Origin of the sequence: Variovorax sp. OV700, from assembly GCF_900099805.1 — a bacterium.
Classification (GTDB): domain Bacteria; phylum Pseudomonadota; class Gammaproteobacteria; order Burkholderiales; family Burkholderiaceae_C; genus Variovorax.
The window spans coordinates 47,397-59,218 of the sequence record NZ_FNDR01000012.1 but is presented as its reverse complement, the minus strand read 5'-3'; the positions used below and the strand labels follow the sequence as shown (position 1 = coordinate 59,218).

Genomic DNA, 11,822 nt, shown 5'->3' with positions numbered 1-11,822 from the left:
GGATGACCTTGCCGTGTTTACTTCTTGGCGGCGTATTCTTCCATCGGCTTGTCGTTGGGGTTGGCCCAGGCCGACTTCGTGGCGTCGGACAGGGGCAGGTTCACCGTGACGTTGGCCGGGGGAATCGGCTTCAGGAACCACTTGTCCCAGAGCTTGGCGAGGTCGCCGTTCTTGATCTGCGCCTTGATGCTGTCGTCCACCACCTTCTTGAAGGCGGCGTCGTCCTTGCGGATCATGATGGCAATGGGCTCCACGCTGAGCACTTCGCCGACGATCTTGTAGTCGGCAGGCGACTTGGACTTGGCGATGTTCGAAGCCAGGATGGAACCGTCCATCACGAAGGCGTCGGCGCGGCCCGATTCGAGCAGCAGGAAGCTGTCGGAGTGGTCCTTGCCGTAGAGCTCCTTGAAGTCGATGCCGCCGGCGCGCTCGTTCTTGCGCAGGGTCTGGACCGACGTGGTGCCGGTGGTCGTGGCCACGGTCTTGCCGTTGAGGTCCTTGATCGAGGTGATGCCCGAATTGGCTTTGACCGCGATGCGCACTTCCTCGACGTAGGTGGTCACTGCGAAGGAGACGTCCTTTTGGCGCGTGGCGTTGTTGGTGGTGGAGCCGCACTCGAGGTCGACCGTGCCGTTCTGCACCAGCGGCACGCGGTTTTGCGAGGTCACGGGCTGGAACTTGGTTTCCAGCTTGGCAAGACCCAGGTGCTTCTGGATGTCGCGGATGATGTTGGCGCAGACGTCGTAGTGGAAGCCGGTGTACTGGCCGTTGCCCAGCGTGTACGACAGGCCGGAGGACTCGCGCACACCCTCGGTGATGCTGCCCGAGGCCTTGATCTTGGCCAGGGTGTCATTGGCCTGCGCAAAGGCGCTGCCTGCGGCCAGTGCCGCGATTGCCAATGCCAATACTTGCTTGTTCATGTGGAAAACTCCTGAGGGTGACTAAGAGATACAGATACAACGAAATTCTAGACATTCACGTCTTGGGGAATACCCGGGCCAACCCGGTGCATTCCTGATGACGACCGCACCGGCCACGCACGCCGAGGCGCCGTCGTGGTGCAGATGAACCCATAGGCATTGTCCGACTTTCACTAAGCAGCCTTTGTGCCCGAGGGCTCGGCAGCCGGCGGCACCGGCGCGGACAGGCGCACGGGCTGGGTCAGATTTTCGGGCACGAGCAGCGCCTCCATTTCGGCGCGCGTCATGATGCCGAGCGATTCGGCCACGAGGTCGATGGGCCCGCCCGTGGCGAGCGCGGTTTTGGCGATCAGCGCCGCCTTTTCATAGCCGATCAGCGGATTGAGCGCGGTGACCAGCGTGACCGATTCCCGCACCCGCTTGGCCAGGAACTCGCGATTCGCCTCGATACCGTCGACACAGTTCAGCCGCAGCGTGGTGCAGGCATTGCCCAGGTGCTGGATGCTCTTGAAAAGGCTCCACCCCATGATCGGCTCGAAGGCATTGAGCTGCAGCTGGCCGGCCTCCGACGCCATCGTTACCGTGATGTCGTTGCCGATGACCTCGAAAGCCACCTGGTTCATCACTTCGGGGATCACCGGGTTCACCTTGCCCGGCATGATCGACGAGCCGGCCTGGCGCGCCGGCAGGCGGATTTCGCCGAAGCCGGCTTGCGGCCCGCTCGACAGCAGGCGCAGGTCGTTGCAGGTCTTGCTCAGCTTGCACGCCACGCGCTTGAGAACGCCCGACAGCTGCACGAAGGCGCCGGTGTCCTGCGTGGCCTCGATGAGGTTGGCCGACTGCTTGAGCGGCACGCCGGTCTGCTCGGCCAGGTACTGGCAAGCCAGGTTGGCATAGCCATGCGGCGCGTTGATGCCGGTACCGATGGCGGTGGCGCCGAGGTTGATTTCCTCGATGAGCGCGCGTGCTTCGCCGAGCCGGGCCTCGTCCTCGCCGATCATGATGGCGTAGGTCAGGAACTCCTGGCCCAGCGTCATGGGCACGGCGTCCTGCAGCTGAGTGCGGCCGATCTTGAGGATGTCCTTGAACTCGAGCGCCTTGGCTTCGAAGCTCTTGCGCAGTGCGGCCATGGATTCGAGCAGCCGACCGATGGCAAACCACAGCGCCAGCCGCACCGCCGTCGGGTAGACGTCGTTGGTGCTCTGCGAGGCGTTGACGTGGTCGTTGGGGTGCAGCACGTCGTAGCGGCCTTTTTCATGGCCGAGCTTCTCGAGCGCGAGGTTGCAGATCACCTCATTGGCGTTCATGTTGGTCGAGGTGCCCGCGCCGCCCTGGATCACGTCGACCACGAATTCGTCCAGCAGCTTGCCTTCGATGAGGTCCTCGCAGGCCAGGATGATCGCGGCCGCGCGGTCGCGGTCGATGGCGCCGAGATCAGCATTGGCGCGCGTGGCCGCCTTCTTGACGAAGGCCAGCGCGCGCACCAGCTCGGGCATGGCCGAGACGCGGGTCCCGGAAATGGCGAAGTTCTCGACGGCGCGCGCCGTGTGCACGCCCCAGTAGGCAAGGGCAGGAATCTGCTTCTCGCCGAGAAAGTCGTGTTCGGTCCGGAAATTGGGGCTCATACAGATTCCTCGGCTAAAAAAAAGCACGCGGGTGGCGCGTGCCGGAAGATTGCTGTGTGACAGCGGCAAAAACTGCCGCGACTGTAGTGGGGCCCGGTCCGCAACGCCAATGCCGTTTGCGGGGGGTGCCATGCGCGGCATTTATAGATTGTGCAGCGCACAAATCCAGCACGTCAATCGATCGATGTCAGCGCGGCGGCTGGGCGCCGACCAGATACGACCACAGCGCGTCGGCCGTGCGTTTGGGCTGCAAGCTGTCAGAGGGCGAAGCCTTCGCCGAGCGGCCGCCACCGGTCTTCACGGGCGCCGGCGCGCCGGGCCGCTCGCGGTAGGCGCGGATCTCCATCGTCGCCTCGAGGCTGTCGATTTCGGGCGGCAGCGCGCTCACGAGCTTGCGCGACTTGATCTCCTTGCGTACCGCGCTCTGCGGCAGAAAGGCGATGCCATGCCCTTCGAGCGCCATGACTTTCAGGCCCTCGGCCATGTCGGTTTCATAGACCCGATCGAGGTGGATGGCGGTGCCCGACTCCTTCAGCAGCTGATCGACCACGCGTCCCAGGTAGGCGCCGGGCGCGTAGCCCAGGTATGGCAGCGGCTGGCCCGGCCGGCCGGGCAGGCGGAAGCGCGGCGCGCCGTCGGCATCGGCCTTGACCCAGGGCGCCACGGTTTCCTCGCCCAGGCTGACCATCTCGTACTTGTTGGCGTCGAGCTGCAGCGGCTGCGAGGGGTGGTGGTAGGCAATCAGCAGGTCGCAGCTGCCTTCCACCAGGCGCAGCACGGCGTCGTGCACGTTGAGCGCGATGAGCCGGCTCTTGATGGGGCCGAAATGCTCGCGCAGGCTGGTCACCCAGGAAGGAAAGAAAGTGAAGGCCAGGGTGTGGGGCACCGCGATCTCGATCACGTCCTGCCCGGCCGCCGAATGGCCGCGCAGCATGGCGCGGGTGCTCTGCAGCGATTGCAGCATCTCGATGGCCTGGCTGTAGAGCGTCTGGCCCGCGGGCGTGAGGCGCGTGGGATAGGAACTGCGGTCGACCAGGTCGGTGCCGGCCCAGCCCTCGAGCGCCTGGATGCGGCGCGAGAACGCGGGCTGCGTCACGTGCCTCAATTGGGCCGAGCGGCTGAAGCTGCGCGTTTCCGCCAGGCTGATGAAGTCTTCTAGCCACTTTGTTTCCATACGCGGCGATTATGCGAGCGTCGCGCCATACTGGGCTCCCCCTCCTTTTCCCGCATTCGCCATGGCTCCAGCCGATCTGCTCGACCTCAGCGCTACCGAACTTTCCCGCCGCATCGCGGCCCGCAGCGTGTCCTGCCATGAGCTGATGCAGGCCTCGTTGGCCCGCATCGAGGCGCTCAACCCGCGCTTCAACGCCATTGTTTCGCTGCGCGAACCCGAGGCGCTGCTGGCCGAAGCAAGCGAGCGCGACGCCGAACTGGCGCGCGGCAATCGGCGCGGCTGGATGCATGGCTTTCCCCTGGCGGTGAAAGACCTGAGCCACGCGGCCGGCCTGCCGACCTCCATGGGTTCGCCGCTTTCGCCGCGCTCCCCGGCGCGGACCGACAGCCTGCACGTCGCGCGCATGCGCGAGGCCGGTGCCATCGTGATCGGCAAGACCAACACGCCCGAATTCGGCCTCGGTTCGCACACCTACAACACGGTGTTCGGCATCACCCGCAACGCCTATGCGCCCGAGCGCAGCGCGGGTGGCAGCAGCGGCGGCGCGGCCGTGGCGCTGGCCCTTGGCATGCTGCCGGTGTCCGACGGCAGCGACATGATGGGCTCGCTGCGCAACCCGGCCGCATTCAACAATGTCATCGGCATGCGGCCCTCGCGCGGACGCGTGCCGGGCGATCCCGAACAGGAGCTCTTCTTTCAGCAGCTGGGCACCGAAGGGCCGATGGGCCGCACGGTGGAAGACACGGCGCGGTTGCTCGCGGTGCAGGCGGGCTTCGACGCGCGCGTGCCGCTGTCGTCGCCGCAGCCGCTGCCCTCGCCCGATGCGCTGCAGCTCGACGCCGACGTGAAGGGCCTTCGCATCGGCTGGCTCGGCAGCATCTGGCCCGAGTTGCCGCTCGCGCCCGGCATCCGCGAACTGGGAGAAGGCGCGCTGGACATCTTTCGCACCCTCGGCTGCGAGGTCGAGCCATGCACCCTGGACGTGCCGCGCGAGCACAACTGGAGCGCCTGGCTGCGGGTGCGGCAACTGTTGGTCGGTGGCAAGCTCGGCGCCTATCTGAGCGACCCGAAGCTGTTTGCACAGCTCAAGCCCGAGGCGCAATGGGAAATCGAACAGAGCCGGCATCTCGATGCGGCCTCGCTGTACCAGGCCTCGCTCTATCGATCGAACGTGTACCGCGCGTTCCTCAAGCTCTTTGAGCGTTTCGATTTCGTGCTGGCGCCAACCGCCCAGGTGTTCCCGTTCGAAGCCGAGCTGCACTGGCCTGCCGAAGTGGCCGGCGTGCCAAGCGACACGTACCACCGGTGGATGGAGATCGTGACGCCTTTCACGCTGGCGGGGTTGCCAACGCTGAATGTGCGCGCGGGTTTTGGCGAGGGTGGCTTGCCGATGGGGCTGCAGCTCGCGGGGCCGATCCATACGGACTTCGACGTGCTGCGGCTCGGGCATGCGTATGACCAGGCGTGCGGCTGGGCGTCTCATCGCCCGTCAGCCCTGGCTTGATTGACTCCCTCCCCTTCCGGGGGAGGGTTGGGGTGGGGGCCAAGCGGCCTATCCATCGGGCGCCCTGGCCGCCCCCATCCCAGCCTTCCCCAGAGGGGGAAGGAGCAAGACCTCAGGTCGGGGTGAACAGCGCAGACATTGGCTTCACTCCCTCCCCTTCCGGGGGAGGGGCAAGACATCAGATGGGCGAAATAACCCCGCGCCCCGCAAAGTGCCCTTCGGCATTCGCAAGGAAGCGGCTCACCGACGCCTGTGTGGCCTCCGGCGACCACCCCGCCATGTGCGGCGTCAGCAGCACGTTGTCCAGCCCGATCAGCGGCTCGGGCCGCTTGGGCTCGCTCTCGTACACGTCGAGGCCCGCGCCTGCGATGCGGTTCTGGCGCAGCGCAGCAGCCAGCGCCTCGGTATCGACCACGCTTCCGCGGCCGATGCTGACCAGGTAGCCCTGCGGCCCGAGGGCGTCGAGCACCTCGGCATTCACGAGGTGGCGCGTGGACGGACCGCCCGGCGCGGCCAGCACCAGGAAGTCGACCCAGGCGGCAAGCGACTTCAGGTCGCCGAAGTAGCGGTGCGTTGCGCCTTCGCGCGGCTTGCGGTTGTGATAGCCGATCTCCATGTCGAACGCAGCCGCGCGCTTGGCGATCTTCTGGCCGATGGTGCCGAGCCCGAGGATGCCGAGCCTCTTGCCCGACACGTTCGGTGGCTGCGGAATTTCTTCGCGCCACACGCCTTCGCGGCACAGCCGGTCGAGCTGGCGAAAGCCGCGCACGATGCTGATCAGCATGCCGAAGGCGTGGTCGGCCACGCAGTCGTCATTGGTGCCGGCGCCATTGGCCGTGACGATGCCGCGCGCGCGGGTCACTTCGAGCGGAATGCCCTCGTAGCCCGCGCCCATGCAGCAGATCAGCTCGAGCGCCGGCATGGCCGCGATCTCTTCGGGCGTGATGCCGATCACGCCGATGGTCAGCACCGCGCGAAATTTCTTGCCGTGCCCGGCAATCGCGGCGGCGCGCACGGCGGCGTCGAAGGCATAGGTCATGTCGTAGACCTCGGCAATCTGTGCCTGGTGGGCGCTCGAGAGGCTGCTGAGCACCAGCAGGGGAATCTTGGTCGGCACGTCTGAACTCCTGAATCGGTAAAAAACAAAGGAACGAATGATCGGGCTACAGCATCGGTACCGCTTCGCTCTTCTGCAAAGCCCACATCTGCGCATACCGGCCCTGCCTGGCGAGCAGATCGGAATGCGTGCCGCGCTCGACGATCACGCCCGCCTCGAGCACCAGGATCTCGTGCGCATCGACCACCGTCGACAGGCGGTGCGCGATCACCAGCGTGGTCTTGTCCTGCGCCGCGCTCCTGAGCTCCGATTGAATGGCGCGCTCGTTGGCCGAATCGAGCGCCGAGGTGGCCTCGTCGAAGATCACGATCGGCGGGTTCTTGAGCAGCGTGCGCGCAATGGCCACGCGCTGCTTCTCTCCGCCCGACAGCTTAAGGCCGCGCTCGCCCACGGTGGTTTCATAGCCCTTGGGCGTGGCCGAGATGAAGTCGTGGATGCGCGCCGCACGCGCGGCGTTTTCCACCTCTTCGCGGTTGGACCCGGGGCGGCCGTAGGCAATGTTGTATTCGACCGTGTCGTTGAACAGCACCGTGTCCTGCGGCACGATGCCGATGGCGCGCCGCACGCTCGATTGCTGCACTTCGCGGATGTCTTCGCCGCCGATGGTGATGCGGCCCTGCTGCACGTCGTAGAAACGGTAGAGAAGGCGTGCGAGCGTGGATTTGCCCGAGCCCGAAGGGCCGACCACGGCCACCGTCTTGCCCGCGGGGATCTCGAAGCTCACGTGCTTGAGGATGGGCCGCGCGGGCTCGTAGGCGAAGCTCACGTCTTCGAAGCGCACGGTGGAGTCGACGCCGTTGCGCTCTCCTGGAGGGAGAGGGTGCAAGGACAAGGGCTGCGCGCCCGGCGCATCGCGCACCTCGCGCTCCTTCTCCATCAGCACGAACATCTTGTCCAGGTCGGTCAGGCTCTGCTTGATCTCGCGGTAGATCACACCCAAGAAATTGAGCGGAATGTAGAGCTGGATCATGAAGGCGTTGACCATCACCAGGTCTCCGAGCGTCATGCGCCCTTCGACCACGCCCGACGTTGCGCGCCACAGCATCAGCACCAGGCTGACCGCGATGATCAGCTGCTGCCCGGCGTTGAGCATGCTCAGCGTGCGCTGGCTCTTGATGGCCGCCTTGCGGTAGCGGTCCAGGCTGGCGTCGTAGCGCTTCGCCTCGAACTCCTCGTTGTTGAAGTACTTGACGGTTTCGTAGTTCAAGAGCGAATCGACGGCGCGGCTCTGAGCCATCGAGTCGAGCTCGTTCATAGTCTTGCGGAACTGAGTGCGCCACTCGGTCACCGTCACCGTGAAGGTGATGTACAGCACCAGCGCGGCGCCCGTGATCCAGACGAACAGCGAGTCGAACTTCACGCCCAGGATGGTGAGCACCAGCGCCAGCTCGATGATGGTCGGCACGATGCTGTAGAGCGACATCGAAATGAGCGAGTGCACGCCGCGCGTGCCGCGCTCGATGTCGCGCGTCATGCCGCCGGTCTGGCGCTCCAGGTGGAAGCGCAGGCTCAGCGAGTGCAGGTGGCCGAACACCTCGAGCGCAATCTGCCGCGCCGTGCCCTCGGTGGCCTTGGCGAAGATCAGCTCGCGCAGTTCGCCGAAGAGCGCGGTCGAAAACCGCAGCAGGCCGTAGGCCAGCAACAGCCCGATGGGCACAATCAGCAGCGCCTGGGCCATGTCCGGCTTGGGCGTCATCGTGTCGATGAGGTTCTTGAGCAGCACCGGCACGCCCACGTTGGCCACCTTGGCGCCCACCATGAAGCCAAGCGCGGCGATCACCCGCCACTTGTATTGCCACAGATAGGGAAAGAGGCGGCGCAGCGTCGCCCAGTCGGAGCGGTCGCTGCGCGCCGGCGCGTGGCCGGCGACGGGATGGGAAGGAGGAGGTAGGGCTTCGCCGCTGCGGCGCATGGGGGACAATCGTGGTTGCTTTGTTTGTTCCAGATTGTGCCCATGTCCGATATTTCCAGCACCGCCGCCACCGCCGCCCTCAAGAGCCTGCCCACCGACATGGAGCTGGTGCTCAAGGTCATTCCGATGCCGGCCGACTGCAACGCCAATGGCGACATCTTCGGCGGCTGGGTCATGGCGCAGTGCGACCTGGCCGGCTCGGTCATTCCCGCGCGCTATGCCAAGGGGCGCCAGGCCACGGTGGCGGTCAACGAATTCATCTTCAAGCAACCAGTGCGGCTGGGCGACATTCTTTCGTTCTATTCGAAGCTGGTGCGTGTCGGGCGCACCTCGGTCACGGTCACGGTCGAGGTTTTTGCCGAGCGTTTCCTGGCCCAGGGCGAATACATCAAGGTGACGCAGGCCACTTTCACCTACGTGGCGATTGACGACAACGGCCGCCCCAGGCCCATCGAACAGCAGCCCTGAGCGCGCTCGCTCAGCGATCGATTGCTACTTTTTTTGCAGCATCGCTCGCGGGCCGCCCTGCCAAAGAGCGCCTTCAGACCTTGGAGAAATCCGGCTTGCGTTTCTCCATGAAGGCACCGAAAGCCTCCTTGGCGGCGGGTTCGCGCAGCATGCGGCCGAAACTCGCGCCCTCTTCCCCCATGCGCTCGAGCACGGCGGGCATCTGGGCCTTTTTCAGCAGACGCTTGGTTTCCACCAGCGCACTCAGCGGCTTGGCCGCGAGCTTGCGCGCCTGAACCTGCGCAATGGCGTTGGCTTCGGTCGGCGGCACGATGCGGTTGACCAGCCCAACTTCGAGCGCGGCTTCGGCCATGAAGGGCTCGCCCAGCAGCAGCGCCTCGGCCGCGCGGTGGTAGCCGAGCATCTGCGGCACCAGCAGGCTGGAAGCGGCTTCGGGGCACAGTCCCAAGTTCACGAAGGGCATCGAGAAGGCGGCGTTGTCCCCTGCATAGACCAGGTCGCAATGGAACAGCATCGTGGTGCCGATGCCCACGGCCGGGCCGCAGACGGCCGCGACGATTGGCTTGGGGAAGGTCGCGATGCCGCGCAGGAAGCGGAACACCGGCGAATCCTGGCCGGCGGGCGGCGCATTGAGAAAGTCGCCGATGTCGTTACCGGCGCTGAAAATCGTCGGGTCACCCTGGATCAGCACGCAGCGCACGGCCGCATCGCTCTCGGCCGCAGCCAATGCATCGGCCAGTTCGCCGTACATCTTGCTGGTGATCGAGTTCTTCTTGTCGACGCGGTTGAAGGTCAGGGTCATCACACCGGCTTCGGTGTGGGCGAGGATGTCGGTCATGGAAATGGTCCTTGGATAAAACGGGGTGATGGCGACGCGTTCAGGCGTCGAGGGCTTCGCGCACGAAATCCAGCCGGTCCTGGCCCCAGAACATCTGGTCGCCGACGAACATGGTGGGCGCGCCGAACACGCCGCGCTCCACGGCCTCCTGCGTGACGGCTTTCAGGCGGTCTTTCACTTCTTGCGAGCCGGCGAGCGCAAGCAGCGCAGTGGGGTCGAAGCCCGCATTTTGAAGTACGGCGCCGAGGGTAGCGGGGTCGTTCATGTTCTTCGGCTCGACCCACATCGCATGGAAGACGGCATCGACGTAAGCGCCAAAACGCGCGGGCTCCTTCATCTGGACGCCAGTGGCGCCGCGCATGAGCAGCAGTGTGTTGATGGGAAAGTGCGGGTTGTGCGCGAAGGGCACTCCGTAGCGTTTGGCAAAGCGCTGCAGGTCGATGGTCATGTACGGCGCCTTGAGCACGATCTCGGCAGGAGACCGGTTGCCGGTGGCCTGAAACACGCCGCCGAGCAGCATGGGCTTCCAGACCAGTTGCGCGCCGGTGTCGGCGCACACGTGCGGCAGCTGCGTGGCGGCCAGGTAGGCGGCGGGGCTGCCGAAGTCGAAATAGAAGTCGACGGATTTGGTCATGGGTGTGTCCTTGGATCAACGAACCGGCATCTCAGAACTTCTCGGACCAGGGCCTCAGGTCAAGCTCGTGCGTCCATGCATCGCGCGGCTGCGAATGCAGCATCCAATAACTGTCAGCGATGTGCTCAGGGTTAAGGATCCCATCGCTCTCCTTCAGCGCATAACGCTCGGGAAAATTAGTGCGAATGAACTCGGTGTCGATCGCGCCGTCGACCACCACGTGCGCCACGTGAATGCCCTGCGGACCCAGCTCCCGCGCCATCGACTGCGCCAACGCCCGCAGTGCCATCTTCGCGCCTGAGAAGGCGCCGAAGTTGGCCGCGCCGCGCAGCGATGCCGTGGCGCCGGTGAAGATGATCGTGCCGCGATGCCCGCCCTTCGGCAGTTCGCGCGCCACCATGCGCTTTGCCACTTCGCGCCCGTTGAGGAAACCCGAGAAGCAGGCCATCTCCCACACTTTGAAGTACTTGCGCGCCGTCTCGGTCAGGATGCTCTCGGGCACATTGGCGCCGATGTTGAAGACCATCACCTCGATCGGCCCGATGGTCGATTCGATCTGCTCGACCAGCGCGATCACGTCTTCTTCCTTGCGGGCATCGCAGGCAAAGGCATGGGCGCGGCCGCCGTCGGCCTCGATCTGCGCGACCAGCGGCTGCAACTTGTCCAGGCTTCGGCGCGTCACGCAGGCGGCGAACCCTTCGCGCGCAAAGCGGCGTGCAATGGCCCCGCCAGTGGCGTCGCCGGCTCCGACGATGAGTGCGGTCTTTTGCATGGGATCTCCCACTATTCCTTGTAGTAGACGATCTGGTTGGATGTCGCGAGCAAAGTGCCCTTCTCGTTCCACAGATGCGCCGCCTGGTCGAAGAAGCCGTTGAAGAACTGCTGCCCCACCGCCCGGCCCAGCAGGTAACCCGTGCCGGCCTCGGCCAGCTGCGCCGGTCCGGCATGAAAGTAGGTGGTGATCGAGACCGTGCCCGCCGGCACACGCGTTGCGCGGCGCAGCCAGACGCGCGGATAGAACACGTCGCTCATCGCGGCCAGCGAGCAGAAGTCGAGCGGCCGCTGTTGCGCCTCGCGCAGCCACATCCGGGTTTCGCTGTGATGCAGGCTCTCGTCCCACTTTGCAGGGATGCCGCCGCTGAACGGGCGCATCTCGTACCGGTCGAGCCAGGCCACGCCCGACGGGCCGATGCTGAGGCGCTCGACTGACTCGGGGTTGGGCGCCTCGGGCATCGGCATGTCGCTTGCGCTCCACGTCTCGCGCCGTGCGGCGGTGACCACGGTGGCGGTTGTCGTCATGTTCGGCACGCCCCCCGCACCGGCCTGTGTGATCTGCACAGTCCAGTGCTGGGTCGAACGGTTGGTGCGCACGGCGGTGGCCTGCACGTCGAACGCGCCAGCCTCCAACGCCGCCGCAAAGTTGACCGTCAGCGCAATGGGCGTGCCCAGCAGGTCCGGATGCCGCAGCACCGACTGCAGCGCAATGGCCGCAGTGGTGCCACCGAAGGGCCCGACCATGTTCCAGTAGTCAGGGCTCGTCGCGCCGGTGAAATGGCCGACACGAATGTCGCTGTGCTCCAGCGCGATGGCTTTGTCGAAGGGGTGCGTGCTCATGGTTGCAGTGTGCCTC

At 65.5% G+C, this 11,822-nt stretch carries 11 protein-coding genes; 2 read left to right on the top strand and 9 right to left on the bottom strand.

Annotation, left to right across the window (positions count from 1 at the left end; genetic code table 11):
• Nucleotides 1-17: 17 nt before the first annotated feature.
• The 3 genes from BLR24_RS23875 to BLR24_RS23865 form a co-directional block, all read right to left on the bottom strand.
• On the bottom strand, nt 18-920 hold the full coding sequence (locus BLR24_RS23875) for an amino acid ABC transporter substrate-binding protein (RefSeq protein ID WP_093021702.1): 903 nt from the start codon (nt 918-920) through the stop codon (nt 18-20).
• A gap of 173 nt (nt 921-1,093) precedes the next feature.
• A complete protein-coding gene (locus BLR24_RS23870) occupies nt 1,094-2,545 on the bottom strand; it encodes an aspartate ammonia-lyase (protein ID WP_093021699.1) in 1,452 nt (483 codons plus the stop codon).
• Between the two features lie 187 nt (nt 2,546-2,732).
• Nucleotides 2,733-3,719, bottom strand: coding sequence for a LysR substrate-binding domain-containing protein (locus BLR24_RS23865; protein ID WP_093021696.1), 987 nt, complete (start codon nt 3,717-3,719; stop codon nt 2,733-2,735).
• 61 nt (nt 3,720-3,780) lie between these two features.
• Here BLR24_RS23865 and BLR24_RS23860 point away from each other — a divergent pair, with 61 nt between their 5' ends.
• Nucleotides 3,781-5,223, top strand: a complete 1,443-nt coding sequence (locus BLR24_RS23860; RefSeq protein WP_093021693.1) for an amidase — start codon at nt 3,781-3,783, stop codon at nt 5,221-5,223.
• Between the two features lie 178 nt (nt 5,224-5,401).
• Here the strand turns inward: BLR24_RS23860 and BLR24_RS23855 are convergent, their stop codons facing one another.
• Nucleotides 5,402-6,340, bottom strand: a complete 939-nt coding sequence (locus BLR24_RS23855) for a 2-hydroxyacid dehydrogenase (RefSeq protein WP_093021690.1) — start codon at nt 6,338-6,340, stop codon at nt 5,402-5,404.
• Between the two features lie 46 nt (nt 6,341-6,386).
• Nucleotides 6,387-8,252 carry an ABCB family ABC transporter ATP-binding protein/permease gene (locus tag BLR24_RS23850; RefSeq protein ID WP_093021687.1) on the bottom strand — a complete coding sequence of 622 codons (1,866 nt, stop codon included), beginning with the start codon at nt 8,250-8,252 and terminating at the stop codon, nt 6,387-6,389.
• A 42-nt stretch (nt 8,253-8,294) separates the two neighbouring features.
• Here BLR24_RS23850 and BLR24_RS23845 point away from each other — a divergent pair, with 42 nt between their 5' ends.
• Nucleotides 8,295-8,720: an acyl-CoA thioesterase gene (locus BLR24_RS23845; protein ID WP_093021995.1), complete on the top strand. Its 426-nt coding sequence runs from the start codon at nt 8,295-8,297 to the stop codon at nt 8,718-8,720.
• A 73-nt stretch (nt 8,721-8,793) separates the two neighbouring features.
• On the opposite strand, the gene BLR24_RS23840 is transcribed toward BLR24_RS23845, so the two are convergent.
• The 4 genes from BLR24_RS23840 to BLR24_RS23825 are packed head-to-tail and all read right to left on the bottom strand — an operon-like array spanning nt 8,794 to nt 11,806.
• A complete protein-coding gene (locus BLR24_RS23840; protein ID WP_093021684.1) occupies nt 8,794-9,558 on the bottom strand; it encodes an enoyl-CoA hydratase in 765 nt (254 codons plus the stop codon).
• A gap of 40 nt (nt 9,559-9,598) precedes the next feature.
• Nucleotides 9,599-10,192: a 2-hydroxychromene-2-carboxylate isomerase gene (locus BLR24_RS23835; protein ID WP_093021680.1), complete on the bottom strand. Its 594-nt coding sequence runs from the start codon at nt 10,190-10,192 to the stop codon at nt 9,599-9,601.
• A 31-nt stretch (nt 10,193-10,223) separates the two neighbouring features.
• On the bottom strand, nt 10,224-10,964 hold the full coding sequence (locus tag BLR24_RS23830; protein WP_093021677.1) for an SDR family oxidoreductase: 741 nt from the start codon (nt 10,962-10,964) through the stop codon (nt 10,224-10,226).
• 11 nt (nt 10,965-10,975) lie between these two features.
• The gene (locus BLR24_RS23825) at nt 10,976-11,806 is read right to left on the bottom strand and encodes an acyl-CoA thioesterase (protein ID WP_093021674.1); all 831 of its coding nucleotides are present in this window, start codon (nt 11,804-11,806) and stop codon (nt 10,976-10,978) included.
• Between the last annotated feature and the right edge of the window lie 16 nt (nt 11,807-11,822).